This is a genomic window from Microcoleus sp. B13-B6 (assembly GCF_036705405.1).
GTDB lineage: Bacteria > Cyanobacteriota > Cyanobacteriia > Cyanobacteriales > Microcoleaceae > Microcoleus.
In genome coordinates, this window is record NZ_JAUBUJ010000119.1 from 1 (window position 1) to 18648 (window position 18648).

At 43.6% G+C, this 18648-nt stretch carries 18 protein-coding genes and 1 pseudogene; 11 read left to right on the plus strand and 8 right to left on the minus strand.

Features of this window, described 5'->3' with window-relative positions; genetic code table 11:
• The first annotated feature begins 172 nt into the window (after positions 1–172).
• The 4 genes from QUB35_RS33815 (at position 173) to QUB35_RS33830 (ending at position 3055) form a co-directional block, all read left to right on the plus strand.
• A complete protein-coding gene (locus QUB35_RS33815) occupies positions 173–490 on the plus strand; it encodes a hypothetical protein (RefSeq protein ID WP_333146585.1) in 318 nt (105 codons plus the stop codon).
• Between the two features lie 116 nt (positions 491–606).
• Positions 607–1668: an S-methyl-5-thioribose-1-phosphate isomerase gene (gene mtnA / locus QUB35_RS33820; RefSeq protein WP_333146587.1), complete on the plus strand. Its 1062-nt coding sequence runs from the start codon at positions 607–609 to the stop codon at positions 1666–1668.
• 4 nt (positions 1669–1672) lie between these two features.
• Complete coding sequence (locus tag QUB35_RS33825; RefSeq protein WP_333146589.1) at positions 1673–2194, plus strand: type IV pilin-like G/H family protein; 522 nt, start codon at positions 1673–1675, stop codon at positions 2192–2194.
• A 3-nt stretch (positions 2195–2197) separates the two neighbouring features.
• On the plus strand, positions 2198–3055 hold the full coding sequence (locus QUB35_RS33830) for a rhodanese-like domain-containing protein (protein WP_333146591.1): 858 nt from the start codon (positions 2198–2200) through the stop codon (positions 3053–3055).
• A 126-nt stretch (positions 3056–3181) separates the two neighbouring features.
• Here QUB35_RS33830 and QUB35_RS33835 read toward each other — a convergent pair whose 3' ends face one another.
• On the minus strand, positions 3182–3529 hold the full coding sequence (locus QUB35_RS33835; protein WP_333146593.1) for a hypothetical protein: 348 nt from the start codon (positions 3527–3529) through the stop codon (positions 3182–3184).
• Between the two features lie 241 nt (positions 3530–3770).
• Here QUB35_RS33835 and QUB35_RS33840 point away from each other — a divergent pair, with 241 nt between their 5' ends.
• The gene (locus tag QUB35_RS33840) at positions 3771–4691 is read left to right on the plus strand and encodes a cation diffusion facilitator family transporter (protein WP_333146595.1); all 921 of its coding nucleotides are present in this window, start codon (positions 3771–3773) and stop codon (positions 4689–4691) included.
• A 126-nt stretch (positions 4692–4817) separates the two neighbouring features.
• Here the strand turns inward: QUB35_RS33840 and QUB35_RS33845 are convergent, their stop codons facing one another.
• Entirely contained in the window at positions 4818–5015 is a 198-nt protein-coding gene (locus tag QUB35_RS33845) for a hypothetical protein (protein WP_333146597.1), read from the minus strand.
• Positions 5016–5233: 218 nt separating this feature from the next.
• The gene (locus QUB35_RS33850; protein ID WP_333146599.1) at positions 5234–9106 is read right to left on the minus strand and encodes an NACHT C-terminal alpha/beta 1 domain-containing protein; all 3873 of its coding nucleotides are present in this window, start codon (positions 9104–9106) and stop codon (positions 5234–5236) included.
• A 361-nt stretch (positions 9107–9467) separates the two neighbouring features.
• Between QUB35_RS33850 and QUB35_RS33855 the strand changes: the two genes are divergently transcribed.
• Positions 9468–9740, plus strand: coding sequence for a hypothetical protein (locus tag QUB35_RS33855; RefSeq protein WP_333146601.1), 273 nt, complete (start codon positions 9468–9470; stop codon positions 9738–9740).
• A 21-nt stretch (positions 9741–9761) separates the two neighbouring features.
• Complete coding sequence (locus QUB35_RS33860) at positions 9762–10295, plus strand: DUF2726 domain-containing protein (protein ID WP_333146602.1); 534 nt, start codon at positions 9762–9764, stop codon at positions 10293–10295.
• Between the two features lie 96 nt (positions 10296–10391).
• Here the strand turns inward: QUB35_RS33860 and QUB35_RS33865 are convergent.
• A pseudogene (locus tag QUB35_RS33865) lies at positions 10392–10523 on the minus strand (GMP synthase (glutamine-hydrolyzing)); the annotation flags it as partial.
• 423 nt (positions 10524–10946) lie between these two features.
• Here QUB35_RS33865 and QUB35_RS33870 point away from each other — a divergent pair.
• Both QUB35_RS33870 and QUB35_RS33875 read left to right on the plus strand, forming a co-directional pair.
• Positions 10947–12410, plus strand: coding sequence for an ABC transporter substrate-binding protein/permease (locus tag QUB35_RS33870; protein ID WP_333146604.1), 1464 nt, complete (start codon positions 10947–10949; stop codon positions 12408–12410).
• Positions 12376–13125: an amino acid ABC transporter ATP-binding protein gene (locus tag QUB35_RS33875; RefSeq protein WP_333146606.1), complete on the plus strand. Its 750-nt coding sequence runs from the start codon at positions 12376–12378 to the stop codon at positions 13123–13125. The genes QUB35_RS33870 and QUB35_RS33875 overlap by 35 nt, the downstream gene beginning before the upstream one ends.
• A 160-nt stretch (positions 13126–13285) precedes the next feature.
• Here QUB35_RS33875 and QUB35_RS33880 read toward each other — a convergent pair whose 3' ends face one another.
• From QUB35_RS33880 to QUB35_RS33890, 3 genes are all read right to left on the minus strand, one after another.
• Positions 13286–14011 (minus strand): hypothetical protein, encoded by a 726-nt coding sequence (locus QUB35_RS33880; protein ID WP_333146607.1) that lies wholly within the window; start codon positions 14009–14011, stop codon positions 13286–13288.
• A gap of 18 nt (positions 14012–14029) precedes the next feature.
• Positions 14030–15337, minus strand: coding sequence for a glutathionylspermidine synthase family protein (locus QUB35_RS33885; protein ID WP_333146609.1), 1308 nt, complete (start codon positions 15335–15337; stop codon positions 14030–14032).
• Between the two features lie 281 nt (positions 15338–15618).
• Entirely contained in the window at positions 15619–16272 is a 654-nt protein-coding gene (locus QUB35_RS33890) for a DUF1190 domain-containing protein (protein ID WP_333146611.1), read from the minus strand.
• Between the two features lie 121 nt (positions 16273–16393).
• Here QUB35_RS33890 and QUB35_RS33895 point away from each other — a divergent pair, with 121 nt between their 5' ends.
• Entirely contained in the window at positions 16394–16540 is a 147-nt protein-coding gene (locus QUB35_RS33895; protein ID WP_333146613.1) for a hypothetical protein, read from the plus strand.
• Between the two features lie 25 nt (positions 16541–16565).
• Complete coding sequence (locus tag QUB35_RS33905; protein WP_445252061.1) at positions 16566–17234, plus strand: amino acid ABC transporter ATP-binding protein; 669 nt, start codon at positions 16566–16568, stop codon at positions 17232–17234.
• Positions 17235–17406: 172 nt separating this feature from the next.
• On the opposite strand, the gene QUB35_RS33910 is transcribed toward QUB35_RS33905, so the two are convergent.
• Positions 17407–18648, minus strand: a 1242-nt coding sequence (locus tag QUB35_RS33910; RefSeq protein WP_333146615.1) for a calcium-binding protein, incomplete at its 5' end; no start/stop codon positions are given.

Here is an 18648-nt window from a genome sequence, read left to right on the forward strand (position 1 = left end):
CCGCCACGTGATTTATCCGTGGAATCAATCCAAAATCGAAAATCAAAAATCCTCAAGCCCCCGCATTTATCCGTGGGCTCAATCTAAAATCTAAAATCTAAAATCTAAAATCTAAAATCTAAAATCGATTGACCCTGTTATCTGGACATTTCATTCATCAATGGCGGGACGGATGTTAATTTATTTTGTCAAATTTTCTCGCTTCAGCTACTTGTTTCGATTCTCTGATGCAACTTTGCAGCACGGACACATTTCGCCGATAGTGTTTGGATGGTGTGTGCCGCAGTGGCTTGTAGATTTTTTGATCGATCGAGATCCGAACACTCCGAATGGAGATATCTGGCATCGCACAAACTCGTTTTTCGGCAGACCTGCTGAGAGCGGATATATACTCCGCAGGATTGTAGACAAAGATGGCAACTACACATCAGCTTTTCCAGATATGCTTTCTAAAGTGGAGAGTGATTGTTTAATCATTGGCAAAGAGTGAAACTATTTAGGGAAACTACAAAACCCGCTTAATTAGGCGGGTTTTGTCGATCGAAGTGGCGGGAATAGTCGCCTTCATGGCATCATAGAAACTTGTCCCTCACATAATTGAAATAGATGACCGCTCAAAACTCCCCTGTTTCCCCCGTCACTTGGATCGAAGACCGAGTTCTGCTAATTGACCAAAACCGACTGCCGAAAGAATACGCTGTAGTCGAAATTAGCCGCTGCGAAGATATGGCTGAGGCGATTAAAACTATGATAGTCCGAGGTGCTCCGGCGATCGGGGTAGCAGCAGCCTACGGGATGTATTTGGGGGCGCGAGAAATCGAAACGGGCGATCGTAGCGAATTTCTCGCTAAATTAGAACAAGTTGGCGAGTTATTGCGATCGACTCGTCCCACTGCGGTTAATTTGTTTTGGGCAATATCGCGAATGCTCAAAACTGCCGAGAGAACTAGCGGTTCTGTCGAACAAGTGCAAAAAACATTGTTAGAAATGGCTAAAACCATTCAAGCAGAAGACTTGCAAACTTGTAAAGATATCGGCGACAAAGGTTTAGAAGTTCTGCCAGCTACACCCGAAAAATTGAACTTACTAACTCACTGCAATGCAGGTGCATTAGCAACAGCCGGCTACGGAACTGCTTTAGGTGTATTTCGTTCTGCTTGGCGAGAAGGAAGACTTGGAAGAGTTTTTGCTGATGAAACTCGGCCCCGTCTCCAAGGTGCAAAACTCACCACTTGGGAATGCGTGCAAGAAGGAATTCCTGTCACATTAATAGCCGACAATATGGCAGCCCACTGCATGAAACTCGGCATGATTCACGCAGTAGTTGTCGGTGCGGACAGAATCGCTGCTAATGGCGATGCTGCCAATAAAATTGGCACTTACAGTTTAGCAATTGTTGCCAAAGCTCACAACGTCCCCTTCTTTGTTGCCGCGCCTCTGTCAACAATTGATTTTGAACTTTCCGACGGCAGCAAAATCCCCATTGAAGAACGCGATCCAGTTGAAATGTATCAAGTTGGAACTACGCGAATTTGTCCTGTGGGAGTCGAATTTTACAATCCCGCTTTTGACGTAACTCCGGCGGAATTAATCTCAGGAATTATTACAGAACACGGCACGGTTGCTCCTGGGGCGTTGAAACAGTTTCAGGCAAAACAATTAGTTTAATTGTATGTTGCTCAACCGCTCATTCCACCTGTTATCTGTGAAATTAAGCATGATGCCTAGCAGCCGCAACTGGCAGCTCAAAGTTGCGATCGCAGTTCTAACTCTGCCAGTTGTTTTCAGTCCTGTCTCGGAAGCTCAAGTTTCACAAACGCTTACAGCTAAGGAATCACAAGCGAAAAACTTTGTGGGTTCGATGAATAAAGCTCAGCAAGTTTACTATGCTGAAAAAGCAGGCTTTACAAGTTCTGTTTCCAATCTATTGGTTTATCTAGGTCTCCAAGTTAAACCTAACTCAGCCAATTACAGCTACTCGATCGGCATGGTGAAAAAAGGTGCTGTATTTAACTACGGAGTATCGAAGCAAGCTAATCTCAAAAGTTTTGTGGGGGGAGTCTTTTTGGTGGCAAACAAGACGCAAACAATCTTGTGTATAAATGCTGCTCCTGGCAAGACTAAACCAGCTAATCCAACTAATACCAAAGGGGTTTTAGCCTGCGGTGCTAATACAGCCAAAGTTACTCAATAAAGTATGTCTAATTTACTGGGTAATTTAGCAAATAACTGGATAGTAAATGCAGATTTAGCTAAGGAATTGCTGGAACAAGAAGCTACTTTACTAGATGCTCGCGCACCCATTTTAAAGTGGTTTTGCCGTCTCCCACCAGCTATTCCCGTAACTTGGCAGGAATTTTCGCGTTCCGACTTTCCCCACAGGGGAAAAATTATCGAAAATAACACAGTTTTAACTCAAAAACTGCAAGCAATTGGTATTTGTCAAGACAAACCTGTCATAGTCGTTGCCGATTCCGTGAAAGGGTGGGGCGAAGACGGGCGAATTGTTTGGATGTTGCGGACTTTGGGACACGAGAAAGCAGTTTTTGTCGATGGAGGATATCGGGCTTTAATCAAAGCTGGAATTAATCGAGTAAAAGCTGCAAACAATCCACCGCAAACAGGAGATTTTGTAATATCTCGCCGCTCGAATTGGGAAATTCAGCGGGATGAATTGAAAGCTATTTTAGGAGATGCTAATTTAGCAGTTATTGACGCCAGAGAGCCGCGAGAATATGCAGGTAAAACGCCTTACGGAGAAAAGCGGGGTGGCCACATTCCCGGTGCGGTTCACCTCTATTACAAACAGTTAATGGACAAACAGGGGAAACTGCTGGATCGCGGGGAAATTGTCGCTATTTTGCAGCAGAAAGGAGTTTCGCTGTCAACTCAAATTGTGAGTTATTGTAGTGGGGGAATTCGCTCTGCATGGTTGACTTGTGTCTTGACAAATGTGGGATTTAATGCTAAGAATTATGCAGGTTCAATGTGGGAATGGTCGGCGTCGCCGGCAGATAGCTATCCTTTGTCAGTAATCCTTTCACGGGCGGGCTAGAAGCCCAACCCCTACTCCCCACAAGAAAATTTAATGTTTGTGGAACAGGCAGGAAAGCCTGTTCTTGAGAATGGTATCTGAACTCAGCTTCAACCTATTAACTACAAACGATCGAGGTTGAGAATCTCAACCTACTTGTTCGATATACTGAGCGATATCGTCGCGCAGGCGGCTGAGTTCGGCTTCGGTGGTGACGCGCACGCGATCGTCCCGAACCGTAATCAGCACTTTCGCAGCAAAAGGAGTTGGCCAGATATTCGGGTTGCAGAAAACTTCCAAAAATACATCTCCTGCATACCGATATTCCATCGGTTTTTGGGGAGAAGCTTTAGCGCCAGCGGTTTTGGCTGCTACAGCTTTCAAGCTTTCCATCAAAGCTGCAATTTCGCTTTGCAAATCCCGCGCGGCTTGCGGGGAAAAGCTAAAGGATACAGAACCTTCGACTAAATTCAGTGTCAGCGGAGAAAGAGACATGGGCAATGAAATTTAACATACAATTGTTAATGATAAAATATACAATAACCTAAAAGAAGTACCTGCCAGCTAAATTGGGCGGCGAAACTGCTATTAATTAAAATTTGTCTCAAGAAGCTAGGCTAAATTAATGAATATAAATCTAGTTGAAAGCTAGATTCAGCAATACTTTTAACCTGTTATGGCTTGATAAGCTTTAAACTAGAAACCAGAAAACTTGAGGGCAGATCGAGGAGAGTTTATGGTTGCCGATAACCGTTCCGAAGTCCGCAAGGTTTTAATAATTACCTTATTGCTCAATTTGCTGGTGATGGCAATTAAAGCAGCCGTGGGATGGCTGACTGGTTCCCTAAGTTTGCTGGCAGATGCTTTGCACAGTGTCACGGACAGCGCTAATAATATTTTAGGATTGGTAACTAATCATTATGCCAATCCGCAGCCCGATCGCGATCATCCCTACGGACACCAAAAATTTGATGCTCTCGGAGCTCTGGGAATTGCTGCTTTTCTGGGAATTGCCTGTTTTGAAATTCTCAGCGGTGCTGTCGAAAGGCTGATTAACGGGGGTAAAGTTGTCAAAATATCCCCAAATGAACTGTGGATTTTGCTGATTGTACTGGGGATTAATATTTTTGTCACTTTTTACGAGCGCAGAGTTGGCCAACGTCTCGGTAGCGCGATTTTAGTGGCAGACGCTCAGCACACGATGAGCGATGTTTGGGTGACAATTATGGTCATCGGCGGGTTGATTGGTGTTTGGCAAGGGCAGGTTTGGAATATACCTCAATTACAATTCCTGGATGTGTTTTTGTCTTTTCCTGTGGCTGTTTTGGTGTTTAGCAGCGGTTGGAAGGTTTTAAGGGAAAATCTGCCTTGGTTGGTGGATGAAATGGCGATCGCACCGGAAGTTATTCACGCGATCGCGATCGATGTGCCGGGAGTTGTCAACTGTCACTCGATCGCCTCCCGTGGCGTTGTAGGGCGTCAAGTATTTATTGATATGCACATGATTGTGGATGCTGTCGATGTAGAAACAGCTCACGGGATTACAGAAGAAGTAGAAGCCCGTTTGGAAGAACGTTTCAGCCCTGTACGCATCTTAATTCATGTTGAGCCGCCGGCTTACGAGTCCGACCAAATTAGCTACGATTCTGAAAAATGAAGGCACAACCAGTGATTTTGACATGGATACACGGATTAATTGAAGAATCGGGAAAGTATTTTTACTTACCGCAATTCCTCCAATTTTTTAAATCCTATCAATCGGGTTAGAGCGATCGCACTTAATTTAGTTGCTGTTTTCCACAGGAAAAGGGGGGTTTTCCACAGAAATCGGCAAGTTTTCCACAATAGATCGATCGGCTGTCGTCGATTTCTGTCTTTCTATTTGTATAAATTCCAAGTATTTTGAATTTCTGTAGCCATGTCCCCCGGCAAATGCCAAGGTAGCAAAATCTCGACTTTTGAACCGAGAGCTCGCAGCCATCTCAACGGGTAGTGCGGATGGAATTTTTACTTTATTTTATCTGGTGCTAGCCTATCTACTCTCGATCGTAGCCGAAATTCTCCTACTCTGTTTTAGCCGACGCTTCTCTTAATTCAGAGAAAGATGAAGAAATGTTTGGATCGAGTTGGATTGGGGGGTGTGAGTGCGATCGGGCCTGAGTTGGTGAAAAAGCGATCGTCTTCTGCCAAAATCAAAATTCAAGCCTCCAAAATCGATCGATGCAGCCATTTCAAAACTGCATCGATGAGATTCGGATGGTTAGGAGAAATGCGTTTTACATTGTCGCATGGTCGATCGGTGATGATTGCGATCGTGCCTCCAAAAGCACTCAGTGCAGTTAGAAAAGGTTCGCTGAATTCGCGATCGATTTTAGAGTTGTAGAACACCAACGCAACTCGTTTTTCTAGGTTTCTCAAATTCAGTCGCCAATAGGCTTTGAGCAGTGGCATAGTTGTGGGTGTTCCTTCTTGTCGTTCTGGACAACCTTGCTCTACCATTTGAATGTAGATATCAGTGGCAGGATTATCTAGAGGGTTAAATTCGCTACCATCAATACAAATCAGTTGTACTGCTCGATCGAGTTCTTCATTATGGGAAACCGCAGACTGAAGAACTGAAGATTGCTCAACTTTGTTGAGGAGGAGTTGAGGAGTAGAAGAGTTAGCAATAGAGATGTTTTCAAATGCCTCTAAGTCAGTAAAGGATGGTTGAACACAACAAGCGTCAGAAAATTCCGTATAACTCAAGTGATTAGCACAATGCCACAGCACTGAATGAGCAATTATATATAAATTATGGTCTGACTTAGCAACTGCATCTTCTACATAATCCTTTAAACCAAAAACTAGCCTTTGCAGTTGTGGTTTGTGAGTAATTTGTTGTAATGCGGCGGCAATAGACCATTGAATTTGACTATCTTTTAAATTGACGATTAAATTTACTAATTTCTCAATAATCGATTGTTTTGATGATGTTTCAATTTTGACTAATATTTCAATACAAATATGGCGTAATATGTTATCTTTATTTATTTGGATAATTTCAATCATTTTATCTATCACTTCAAAATTAGTTTGTTTAATTTTGGCGATCGCAATTTCTTCGCAATTATATAATAATTTCCCAGTAAAAGAATTTTGCATCAAATTTGTAAGGTTTAAATTTTCTGAATCGCTAATTAGTGAAACAAATTCAACATATTGTTTCTCTATTAAATAATCTTCTATATTTTCTGTATCATTACTTGTGGTTGAATTTAACTCCTCGGTTATATTTCTCTTCATATAGTTCTCTATCAATAAACTTATAAGATTAATGAATGTCTTATCTTTGCTACTCTGGTAGCCTACTATTTTAAAACGCTCATACATTGTTGCAGTTTGAGAAAAAATTTGTATTAAAACATAGTAAAAATCAATTTTTGATTCTACCAAACAAATCATTTTTTTAATAACTGACGGGTTATCGAAAATTTTTGGATACCTCAAGCTTGCCCTTACTAACATTTGAGCATAAGCTATAGATTCATATCTGTCTTCTTCATTTGCAATTAATTTGATTAAGTTATTAATAATTTCCTCAATAAAACCTTGTGTTTCCAAATAGTCAAATAAAAATATAATAATCACTAGATGTTGTGAATTATTTAACAAATCAATGATTGCTCGGTTGACTTTTGAAATATCAATATCAAGTCTCTTGATTATACTAACAGCAGGCATAATACTTATTTGATTGTCTCGATTTTGACTTATGAAATTAATCAAAGCATCCAATATTTCTTGATTGTTGACTAAAGGGTTATGATTTAGGCTTAGTTCGTCTAAATGTGAAATAGCTAGCGATTGAATCATATAATTTTTACTATTTAAAAATGATGTTAACTTACCAATAACCAAGTTGTCCAAAATCTTAGAATCCATTAAAATATTAACGATATCAAAACTTTGTATTTCGTATTGCTCATCTTCTTTCAATAAAGCATTCACTAAAAAATCAACGGCAACTTGCTTGAAATTATCATTTTTTAAAGCTATTGTTGCTACTTCTATGGCACGTCCCTCATTATCATCTTTTAATAATTTAGGGATTAATACTTTTAAGCATTCATACTCCGGGTTGATTTTAAATAAAACTTCCAAAAGCTTAGATAGATCGTATATTTCTAAATCAGTATGATTATTGATGACTTCATTTATAATATCACAGGCTTCTTTGGAAGCGTAATATTTTAACGATTCTATGATGAATTCCTCATAGCCAGGAAACATTAATTTGTATACTTGTGTTTGTGGATTATCATCCAAGCATACCCAATAAACCCATTCAGTAATAAATTGTATGTCGCCAAATTGACACGAGTAAACTATATTTAATGGTAGAAGCTTAAGCCGATACAGATTGTTCCATTTGTCTTCGTTAAAATTCGTTATTGTGTCGATCAATTCTTTCTTTAGCAGTGCTGAAATTTGGAAACTTTCTAACCATAATATAGCTACTTCTAGCCATTGGGTTTCAAAGATTCGATAGCGCTCCATGAAAAATTGATAATTATCAATTACTAAAGATGCAAAATATTCCTGGAATATAGGATGAAAGAATGCGTAAACAGGTTCATCTGTTGCAGCTTCTCGATCTACCAAATTCAGCCAACCGAGATCCCAGGCTAATTTAAACAGCCTATCGCCCATTTCTTTTTCAATTAAAGTCAGCGGCAACCGAAATCTAGCATCGCTATCCAATCCTGCTATAGACAAATGACCGAGGGCTTGATGTAATTCTTCTTGCAAAATTGGTTGAGTCGCCCAATCAATAACCGTTTGGGATGGTTTCCACTCATAGAAATAGCGGACAAAGTGTTGATATAGTTCTGCTTTGGTTTCTGGTAATTCGACTTGCTTATTTTTGCTGAATATTTGACACAGTAGAGATAAGCGAAGCGGATTTTTTACGAGTTGGCGGATGCGTTCTTTTTGCGGTTCTTGCAGCTTTTTCTGTAACTCCTGTCCCTGTTGAATATTTTTTGCTTCAGCAAACCACTGCTGAATAAAATCATCTACTTGCTCTTGTTTAAACTCCTGAGTTTTGTAAGTATCAAAGCCTGTGAGGGGATTGTTGAGACGGGCATCCCAAACATTGGTTCGACAGGTCAAAACAACCCGCACATTACCCAACCAATCAGTAAGCTGGTTTCTGATTTCCTCTAGGGGCAAACAACTATTCGCCCCTACAGCCATTTCATCGACACCATCGAGTAACAGCCAAATTCCACCCTGACGCAATCGTTTCTGTAGAGATGTTTTGTGAGACTTCTCTACATCAATATCAGGATAAACCAGAGCCATAGCTTCCGGGAACCATTCCTGAAGGATATAGTCTTTCAGTGTCTTTCCTTGCAAACTTGCCAGCGCAATGCAAATCGGCAAGTCTCGATTATTTTCCTGAATGTGAGTGGCGATTTTATCTAACAGCGTTGTCTTTCCTGCTCCCGGTTCGCCGACAATAGCAATATGTTTATTTTTTCCAGTAGGGTTTTGTTCAATAACGTCAGTCATGAATTCATCATGTTCGTAAATTCGGGTAACGACTTCCGGTTCTAATTGATGCAACAGTTCCATAGGCACATTACCACTGCGACGCTGCTGCTGTTTCCGTTCGATTAAACCTAGCGGTACAAAAACATTGATTTCAAATCCCATTTCTGTCGCTCTCCGTCTGAAGCGTTGCTCCTCTTGCTGTTCATTTAACATTTCTTGGCAAACTCGCTGCCAATCAATAGCAATGTTTGGCTGTGGCTCTAGCTCGGAATTCTGCAAGTTTGAGTCATGTTCGGCAATAAATTTTATGGGTTCAAATCCTAATGCTTTAAGAATAGAAATAGCATAGTTCCTATCGACTGGATTTCCCTTTAAAAAGCGTTTCACTGTGCTATTACTCACATACGCTTGCCTTTCAAGGTCTTCTTGAGACCAGCCCCGTTTATCTAGATTTCGTGGCTTCTCCAGTTGAGCCATTCGTTGACGAACTTCATCCAAACCTGCGCCCTCAATCCGAACACTGCGAGATGCCATAGTTTGACTCATTCCTAACAAACAAAGTGGATGAAATTGAGAATTTTGCATCAGTTGCATAGCCCGCCAGGGGTTTAAACCCCTGGCTAATAGCGAAAGTCCTCTAAAAGAGGACTAAATGCTGAGCCTAAAAAGCGCTCTTCAGTCCACTTAAGTGGACTTTCGCTATTAGCCGTGGACTTGAGTCCACGGCGGGACAACAGCACAGGCGCCAAATCTCAATCAAAACTATCCCTAGCATAGTCAGCATCAAGTTTCTTGACCAGTTCAGATCAGTTCACTTTTTTCTGAACCGTTTTGCTCTGGAGAAATCGAGTTGACTCCAATAGGCTTGAATCATTAGCACTCAAAGGTTCAGCTTATGACAGCCTTTCAACTCAGCCTTTTCCCAGACGAGCCACCCACTCCCCTCGACTCCCTTAACAAAAAGAGAAGGGTAAAACTCCCATCCCAACCAACTGTAATAGAGCAATCCTGCACAACCCATAGAGTCGCGCAACTGTTGGAGGTATCCACCACAACTCTTTACCGCGCTCGGAAAGAAGGCAAACCTTACCAGAAGGGCACTTGGACTGCCACCGCTATTGGTGCAAACGCTTGGACAGTCGTCTACAACCTCTTTAATTCCCACTAACCCTAATCGGAAATAAAACTCATGCTATACGCCTTGGACTATGACAATTCTTTGTCTTCATTTCCCCAATTCCAAAGCGGAGAAATCATCAACGAGTTAGAAACGATCGCTCTCGATATTCTAGAGATGATTTTAGGCGATCGCTTCCGTTACTGTCCCCAAGTTCCCCTAGAAATCATCTGTTCCCGTCCAGAAACTTTCACCCGTCTTCCCATTGAACTTTGGAAATTTTGGGTGAGTTCCAGAGTCGATATCGCCTTGATGGAACGCGGCTGTGGTGCTAGCCGCAAAGCCAAACTGGTGATAGAATGTCAATCTCATTGGCACGATCGCCCAGAGGTGCAGGTGCGCGATGGCAAAAAAGCCCGACTCCTTGCATCTGTTGGCGTTCCCTTAGTATACCTGCGACAAATTGATCGAGATCGACGCTTCTATCGTTTCTACACTCCCAATGGACAAAAAGAAGTCTTCTACAACTCAATTACCCAACAAGGACGGACAGAACTGGAAGCATTTTTTCAACACTATTCAACACAGTTGACAGTTTACAGTTGACTCTTAGACTATAAATTTTCTGTGTAAGTCCTGTAATTAACACAGGACTTACAGACGGCATCTATCCAAATCGAAAATCAATAATCGACAATGGTATTACTCCCACTCGATCGTACCCGGCGGCTTAGAAGTAATATCGTAAACCACCCCGTTCACCCCCTTAACCTCATTCACAATCCGATTCGAGATCAGTTCCAACAAATCGTAAGGAACCCGCGCCCAATCAGCTTTTTCTCTGATCTACTGAATACCGTGTTCCACAAATGGAATATGCTGGATGATTAGAAATACCGATCGCAACTTGGACAACGGTACAACATGGGTGGGAGTTGTGCGGACAAGCTTTACTTCCTAAAATGTTAGAGAAGAAGGCAGGGACGACAGGGATTGACACGGATACACGGATTAAGTATTGAGCGTGATTTACTTTTAAGTAGCGTGCGTCAGTTAGCATGATTTTTCCTACAAACCAACAATCTCACAACTAACGCATTTTGCAACAAATGATGCCTCAGAATCACACTTTCTATGCTGACTAAGAATCTCAAACCTGACGCACCCTACCCATCTTATCTATCTTTAGAGTGGTGACATAATTATGAAGTTTCGCATACTTTGTTGGCGCGGGGATTTTGTAGGACAATGTTCGATATGAAACTTTTAAAATTAAAATCAATGCTGGCGGCGGCGATCGCGATCGCCCTTTGTTTAATTGCGATCGCCAGCTACGCCCAAGCCAACAAGACTTTAACACTAGCGACTTCCCCAGACTACCCGCCCTATGAATTTAAAGATACGGCTGTTAGCGGCAACGAAATCATCGGTTTTGACATCGATATTGCCAAATATATTACTAAAAAATTAGGCTACGAACTGAAAGTAGTTGGCATGGATTTTAACGGCTTAATTCCCGCTTTGCAGGCGGGCAGAGCCGATTTTGTCATGGCTGGAATGACTCCCACAGCAGAAAGGAAAAAAAATGTTGATTTTTCTGACCTTTACTACGAAGCTCAAAATACAATTGTCGCCAATAAAGGCAGCAATTTGACCAAAGCGGCAGATTTAGCCGGGAAAAAAGTAGGCGTTCAACTCGGAAGCATTCAGCAGGAAGCTGTGAAAAAAATGCCCGGTGTGCAACTGGCTGCTCTCAATAGGATTCCTGATATCATTCAAGAAATTAAATCGAACCGCATCGCCGCAGGAGTGATCGAGGATACTGTTGCTACGGGTTATGCAGCAGCGAACCCGGACTTGGAATTTAACACAATTCCGAATACTGAAGAAAGCGGTTCGGCGATCGCCTTTCCGAAAGGTTCGAGATTAGTTCCAGAATTCAACCGAGTCCTCCAGCAAATGAAAGCCAGCGGTCAAATTAAGGAACTAGCTACTAAGTGGTTTTCTCGACCAATTCCGCAAGAACCTGCTCAAGCAAATCAGCCTGCGGTAGCGCCCAAGTTCGGGTTAGATTTTGGCAAAATCGTGCCGAGTTTACCTTATATTTTGTCCGGGCTTGGGGTAACGCTAACTTTTACCTTGCTGTCGGCATTTCTTGGGTTTATCTGGGGAATTGTCCTGTCTCTGTTTAAGATTTCTAGCATTAAACCACTGTTCTGGTTTGGCACTGCTTACACCTCAATTTTTCGCGGAACACCGCTAATTTTGCAGTTGACTTTAGTTTATTTTGCAACGCCGCAGCTTACGGGCTATAATATATCGGCGCTGCAAGCTGGCGTGATTACTTTTTTCCTGAATTCTGGGGCTTATATTTCCGAAACAATCCGCGCCGGAATTCAAGCCGTAGATAAAGGTCAAAAAGAAGCCGCAGAATCCCTTGGCGTTCCCTACAAACTGATGATGGGCGATATTATCTTGCCGCAAGCTTTGAAAAACATCTTACCTGCATTGGTGAATGAAAGTATTGCTTTGCTGAAGGATTCAGCTTTAGTTTCAGTAATTGGCGTAGAAGACTTGCTGCGCCGCGCTACAATTGTGGGAGCAGAAAAGTATATTTACTTTGAACCTTTGATATTTGTCGGCGCAATTTATTATTTGATGGTGCTTAGTTTAACTTGGGGGGCCAATGTACTCGAACGTAGACTCCAAACTAGCAGTTAAGGTCGATCGCCTGTATAAATCTTTTGGCAATCTGAAGGTTTTGCGCGAGATCACTACTGAGATTCATAAAGGAGAAGTGATTGCCATTATCGGCCCTTCGGGGTGCGGCAAGTCTACTTTTTTGCGGTGTTTGAATTTACTGGAAATTCCGACTTCTGGACACATATACATTGACGGAGTGGATATTACTTTGCCGAAGGTAGATATTCTGAAAATCCGCCAGAAAGTGGGGATGGTTTTTCAGCATTTCCACTTGTTCCCGCACATGACAGTGCTGCAAAATGTGATGTATGCGCCTGTAAAGGTGAAGCAGGTGGCTAAGGATGAAGCGCGTCTGAAGGGGTTAGAATTGCTGGAAAAAGTGGGTTTGTCAGATAAGGCCGAGGTTTATCCTTCTAAGCTTTCGGGGGGACAAAAACAGCGGGTGGCGATCGCCCGCTGTTTGGCTATGGAACCGGAGATTTTGTTGATGGACGAACCGACTTCTGCACTCGATCCCGAAATGGTTAAAGAAGTGTTAGATGTGATGAAAGCTTTGACGAAAACGGGAATTACAATGGCAATTGTAACTCACGAAATGGGTTTTGCGCGGGAAGTCGCCCACCGGATTTTGTTTTTGGATGGGGGAAAGGTGGCGGAAGATGTGCCGCCGCAGGAGTTTTTTAGTAACCCGAAGTGCGATCGCGCTAAGCAATTTCTGGAAAAAATGCTTTAATTCATATAAGAATTAGAGTTTTTAACCGCAGAGGACACAGAGGACACAGAGAGAGTTAGAGGAGAAAGAGAAAGTTCCCGTAGGGTGCGTCAGGTTGGAGATGCTCGATCGCTACGGAAAGTATAATAATGTTGATCCGATGATTAACTTGGTAATTCTGTTAGAAAAAGGAGAGAATTCTTTGAATCACCTGGGTATTAAAATCTTTCGGAAAGCGGTGTCTTTCCTGAGCGTGATCGAGAAAGAAAGTCTTGGGATAATAAGCAAGACTGGCTTCCATCTCGCTAATCTTTTCTAATAAGGGTTCGATCCGATCGATTTTGTCGGGATGGCGATGTTGGATGAGAGTCGCAGCATTCCTAAAATGCCGCCCCTCATCCTGCGTGACCAAATGTCCTACGCGAGCAAAGCCCTTCCCATAGTGTTGGTAGAATTCCTTAATATCCCGGTGATAAGACCACACGGAACCCATTTCGTCAAACATTAAACCAACTAGAATGGTGAATTCGTTCTCAATCAGAAACGAGATCGGTTCGAGTTCATGCACCCGACTCTGGTTTTTTTGGTCGATCGCCTCTGGGGACAAACCTGATACCATGTGATAGACCTTACGTAGAGCAACGTAGTGCCGTAATTCGTCTTGCAGCCAAAGTTCGATCGCACTCATGAATTCTAACGAGAACTCGGAACTGCGAGATAGCAGGTGCTCGTAGAGTGGCTGACTGTCTCCCTCAGAGAACACATCTCGGCTAAGGAGATCCATAAATCCAGCCTGAATTGTAGGCGCAACTTCGGGAATTTTAAACTCATCGGCAATAAATTCATCTACACTCCACTCACTGCTAAGAATCGGAATTCCCCGGACATCATGAGTTTGTAATTTCATAGTTTTTCTGATTAGAAGTTAAGTATTCACTAGACGATCGCTCACGATATGCGGAACGATTAAGCAATGTCGTCCGGTGATCGGATTGGTATCTCCGCGCAATACGATGCCGGATGGAGTATCGCCGACAATCCAGGAACCTACGACGAAGTGGTAGCCAAAATATTCGGGCAATGGTTGATAGGACTGAATAATGAATCCTTCGCGATCGTAGCCCATCGCCTCGCGGGCGTGAACGGCTCCGGCAACAAAATCGCCTGTTTCAATAGAAACCCCAACACCTTCTAGACCCACGAGGGGCTTTTTGACGTGCATTTGGGTCAGTAATGCTGTGGATTCGATCGAGATAGTATCTGTGAAGAAAGTGGGTAGCAAGAATTGAGCGTACACAGGGTGGTTGCCAAATAATTCCCACATCCACACCATCGCTCCTTTATTGCTTAAAATCTGTTTCCACAGCGGCTCAATGATTTTCACGTCCCCTGCTATCAGGCGCGATGCTAGGGCTTCATCTGCGTTAAAGGATTGGCTGGCGAGTTGCAAATCCAGCCAATCGACGATTTTCCACAGCCGCAAGATCCGATTATTGAATTGATCGACAAAAAATCCTTCTTCATCCACGCCCAGATGGTTACGCAATCCTACAAGTTGGGTGAAAAAGCGATCGTTTCCCAATTCTTGATTAATAATTTCAACCAGTTGTCCTGCCATTTCGGTATCTTCTGACAGATCCTCGTCAATTAACAAGCTCAGGCCGAACTGCTTTAAATCATAATGACGACTAAGAGTGCGGAATCGACCCGCAACTTCGTCCCAAAAGTTGTTAAACTGATTGGCATCGTTGGGAAGAGATCGCAAATCTCGGCTTGTTTTTTTCATGTCATCTAGCCACAGCCATTGATAGACTGTTTCTGCACCCAAGAGAGGAGTTTCGCCGTTAATTTCTAGAAGGCTAATTTTTCCATCTTCAGTGACGGCAAGATCGAAACGGGTATAAAGAGACATATCTTCTGCTTCGTCAACCCGATCCCACGAAACCTGAATTGCTTCCCAGAAAGCAGGAGGAATAGCGAGTTTTTTCATCCGATTTTCTAGCCCATCAGCGGTGAAAAACCAGTCCAAAAACTCCCGACACATATCCCAAAGAGCCTCAGTAGCATCCCAGATGCTCGCCTCTTCCTCCCGCGAAAACATCACCCCAAAGGGACGGTCTAAGGCTTCTGCCCAGTAGCGTTGGTTGATGTCTGCAAGAGGCTGACATTGGTAGGCGTTATCTAATACGTGCTGCTGCCAGTTGCGTCGTCGCTGAAACAAAAAGGGATACATGGATGAAGCGCCTTGCTAGTGGTGTGAAACTCAATGATTTACAAAAATAGAGAAAAGAACTAGAGAAAAAATAGTTGTGAGATGAATCGCCGCTCAAAAATGCTTGCATTCTATCAATTCGGGCGGGGCAGGAATGATATCAAATCCGCGCTTCTAAGTCGGGCGTAAAGTCGAATCAAGCTGCCAACAAATAATTCGCGCAATTTTCATTTTTTTGACCCCTCCTTCAACAGTCAACAGTCAACAGTCAACAATGATAAGGAGTGCAACCGGAATCGATGTCACTTGCCTCCGCTTCCCAAAGGAGCCGTGGAGCGGACAGAAGTACCAAAGCTCCCTCGTCCCTTGATGGTTCCGCGAGCTGCGTGGCCTGGGGGGCGATTTGGGGTGTCGCGACTGGAGGAAAAGTAGGGAGAATCTAGCGGTATGCCCGGTAGGGGACGAGTAATCTGGGTTCTATCTGGAGTTACAATTCCGATGTTGGAGCGGTAAACGGGTTGCACTGGATAAATCATGTAGGAGCCGCCGTTGACGCCGTTTACCACTGTTGGAGGGGCATCATCATCCACATCATCGGTGAAATAGAAGCCGCCGAACTCTGGTCGCCATCCGGGGGTAGCAACGCTGGAATTCGATACCTGCGAGCAAATGCTTGCTGTGTCTTCTTGGCATTCTGGCTGCGTGCGATACACGGGCGTAATGCGTTCGTATTCCTGCATTGCGTACCGGAACTGGGCCTGACACTGCTCTTTGGTGAACCCGTTGCTTTGGTTCGTCGCATCTACAATACATTGCTGTTCGGATGCGTAGTAGCGTACTTCCTTGGGTTGCCGCAACATGGTATAAGCAAGATAGCCTAATCCACCGATCGCCAGTACACCTGATGAAATTAGAAGGTAACGAATTGTTGTCGTTCTATTGTTGTTATGAGTCATGGCTAACCGGAGGTTAGAGTCATTATTTCAAAGAACCTGTAATGTAATGAATTTGCTGCCACTGAAATGATTGGATTTACACGGTCAGCCAAAGTTCAAGTAATTTACCTAAGTCTGTGAGTTGGTACTCACGACTTTGATTATAGCTTTTACGACCTTGCCCGATTCAGGGATTCCTCGATCGCAGCAAATTATATTCCTCAAATATTTTATTTCAAATTCACCTTTTTTTACTGTGCCGATCGCGCTGGCGATCGAGTTTAGCTAAAAATGCACCGGAAACATCCGCCAGAATGCTAATTATCCGATACAAAGCCACGGCACTCAAAATTATACCCGTAGAAAAGCGATCGGACAGCAGGGCGATCGCCGTTGCTTCAAATACTCCCATTCCCCCCGGTGCTCCCGGTACGACTAAACCGACAACAGGTGGATATTACTTTGCCGAAGGCAGATATTCTGAAAATCCGCCAGAAAGTAGGGATGGTTTTTCAGCATTTCCACTTCCGCACATGACTGTGCTGCAAAATGTGATCAATGCGCCTGTAAAGGTGAAGCAAATTGAATCGGATGAGGCGCGTCTGAAGGGGTTAGAATTGCTGGAAAAAGTAGGTTTGTCAGATAAAGCCGAGGTTTATCCTTCTAAGCTTTCGGGGGGACAAAAACAGCGGGTGGCGATCGCCCGCTGTTTGGCTATGGAACCGGAAATTTTGTTGATGGACGAACCGACTTCTGCACTCGATCCAGAAATGGTTAAAGAAGTGTTAGATGTGATGAAAGCTTTGACGAAAACGGGAATTACGATGGCGATTGTAACTCACGAAATGGGTTTTGCGCGGGCAGCCGTCCACCGGATATTGTTTCTCGATGGCCCAAAGGTGGCGGAAGATGTGCCACCGCAGGAGTTTTTTAGCAACCCTCAGTGCGATCGCGCCAAGCAATTTCTGGAAAAAATGCTTTAATTCATATAAGAATTAGAGTTTTTAACCGCAGAGGACACAGAGGACACAGAGAGAGTTAGAGGGGAAAGAGAAAGTTGCGGTAGGGTGCGTCAGGTTGGAGAGGCTCGATCGGCACAAAAATTTGAGTTCCGGGACACCGTTTGTGCCCGACCTGCATCAGTGGTGAGCCTGTTTAAATGAAAGTGAAATCACTGGCGCTTATTCTGCTAGCAGAAACTCCGTTTAAAGTAGCTATAATTTCTCCTGTTTCCCCAAACTGAATCAAGGTTGCACCGCTATTTTCAGTAAGAGTTAATTGCTCGAATGTCAAGCCATTAGCTAGCATCAGCAAATCTTTTCCATCTTCAAAATCGGCAATAATATCGATACCAGAATTAGCAGAGAGTAAAAAGCGATCGCTCCCAGCACCTCCAATTAAACAATCATCCCCCAAACCGCCAATCAAAGTATCATTACCTTTGCCACCAATCAAAGTATCATTTCCTTCGCACCCGTCTAGCAAATCATTGCCAGCACCTCCACTCAGATAATTATTGCCAGCACCTCCGCAGAGGGTATCATTACCATAATCGCCGTAGAGAGAATCCTCGCCTTCGCTGCCGAAGATTATATCATTTCCCTTGCCTCCCAATGCGATATCGCTGCCTTTGCCACCGTCGATAAAATCATCACCTTCACCGCCCAAAATTAAGTCGTTGTCTTGTTTACCATTTATTGAATCATTGCCGCTATTGCCAAAAATTATATCTTCGCCTTCACCGCCAACAATGATATCATTGCCCTTGCCGCCAAAAAGGATATCATCTCCCTTTTTGCCGTCAATAAAATCATTGCCTCGGTTGCCGTAAAGGATGTCGTCTTCTTCACCGCCGTAGAGGTTGTCATCGCCTAAATCCGCATCGAAAATATTCGGAGTTGGACTGCCGTAAAAAGCATCATTTTCTGGTGTACCAAACAGAATTGCACCGCTACCATTGCCGTTGATAATGTTGTCAGCTTGGTTTTGGCGATCGACTGTTGGATACTCAATAGTATTGCAAATGCAATCAGTATCACTTCCTGTTGTAACAACAGGTACTGATGGTGTTGGGGTCGGTGTTGGGGTCGGAGTTTCCGCAGGCGTCGGAGTTGGCGTTGGAGTCGGAGTCGGTGTCGGAGTTTCCGCAGGCGTCGGCGTTGGCGTCGGAGTCGGTGTCGGAGTTTCCGCAGGCGTTGGCGTTGGTGTTGGCGTCGGATTTTCAGCAGGAGTCGGCGTCGGAGTAGAAGTTTCCGCAGGCGTTGGTGTTGGGGTCGGAGTCGGAGTGGTTGGAGTCGGAGTTGTCGGAGTCGGAGTTGTCGGAGTCGGAGTGGTTGGAGTCGGAGTGGTTGGAGTCGGAGTGGTTGGAGTCGGAGTTGTCGGAGTCGGAGTTGTTGG

What these genes read in the sequence shown, in the direction of transcription:
- QUB35_RS33815 (WP_333146585.1), top strand. Translation starts at nt 173, where the DNA reads ATGTTAATTTATTTTGTCAAATTTTCTCGCTTCAGCTACTTGTTTCGA.
- mtnA (WP_333146587.1), top strand. Translation starts at nt 607, where the DNA reads ATGACCGCTCAAAACTCCCCTGTTTCCCCCGTCACTTGGATCGAAGAC.
- QUB35_RS33825 (WP_333146589.1), top strand. Translation starts at nt 1,673, where the DNA reads ATGTTGCTCAACCGCTCATTCCACCTGTTATCTGTGAAATTAAGCATG.
- QUB35_RS33830 (WP_333146591.1), top strand. Translation starts at nt 2,198, where the DNA reads ATGTCTAATTTACTGGGTAATTTAGCAAATAACTGGATAGTAAATGCA.
- QUB35_RS33835 (WP_333146593.1), bottom strand. Translation starts at nt 3,529, where the DNA reads ATGTCTCTTTCTCCGCTGACACTGAATTTAGTCGAAGGTTCTGTATCC.
- QUB35_RS33840 (WP_333146595.1), top strand. Translation starts at nt 3,771, where the DNA reads ATGGTTGCCGATAACCGTTCCGAAGTCCGCAAGGTTTTAATAATTACC.
- QUB35_RS33845 (WP_333146597.1), bottom strand. Translation starts at nt 5,015, where the DNA reads ATGGCTGCGAGCTCTCGGTTCAAAAGTCGAGATTTTGCTACCTTGGCA.
- QUB35_RS33850 (WP_333146599.1), bottom strand. Translation starts at nt 9,106, where the DNA reads ATGGCATCTCGCAGTGTTCGGATTGAGGGCGCAGGTTTGGATGAAGTT.
- QUB35_RS33855 (WP_333146601.1), top strand. Translation starts at nt 9,468, where the DNA reads ATGACAGCCTTTCAACTCAGCCTTTTCCCAGACGAGCCACCCACTCCC.
- QUB35_RS33860 (WP_333146602.1), top strand. Translation starts at nt 9,762, where the DNA reads ATGCTATACGCCTTGGACTATGACAATTCTTTGTCTTCATTTCCCCAA.
- QUB35_RS33870 (WP_333146604.1), top strand. Translation starts at nt 10,947, where the DNA reads ATGAAACTTTTAAAATTAAAATCAATGCTGGCGGCGGCGATCGCGATC.
- QUB35_RS33875 (WP_333146606.1), top strand. Translation starts at nt 12,376, where the DNA reads ATGTACTCGAACGTAGACTCCAAACTAGCAGTTAAGGTCGATCGCCTG.
- QUB35_RS33880 (WP_333146607.1), bottom strand. Translation starts at nt 14,011, where the DNA reads ATGAAATTACAAACTCATGATGTCCGGGGAATTCCGATTCTTAGCAGT.
- QUB35_RS33885 (WP_333146609.1), bottom strand. Translation starts at nt 15,337, where the DNA reads ATGTATCCCTTTTTGTTTCAGCGACGACGCAACTGGCAGCAGCACGTA.
- QUB35_RS33890 (WP_333146611.1), bottom strand. Translation starts at nt 16,272, where the DNA reads ATGACTCATAACAACAATAGAACGACAACAATTCGTTACCTTCTAATT.
- QUB35_RS33905 (WP_445252061.1), top strand. Translation starts at nt 16,566, where the DNA reads ATGCTAATTATCCGATACAAAGCCACGGCACTCAAAATTATACCCGTA.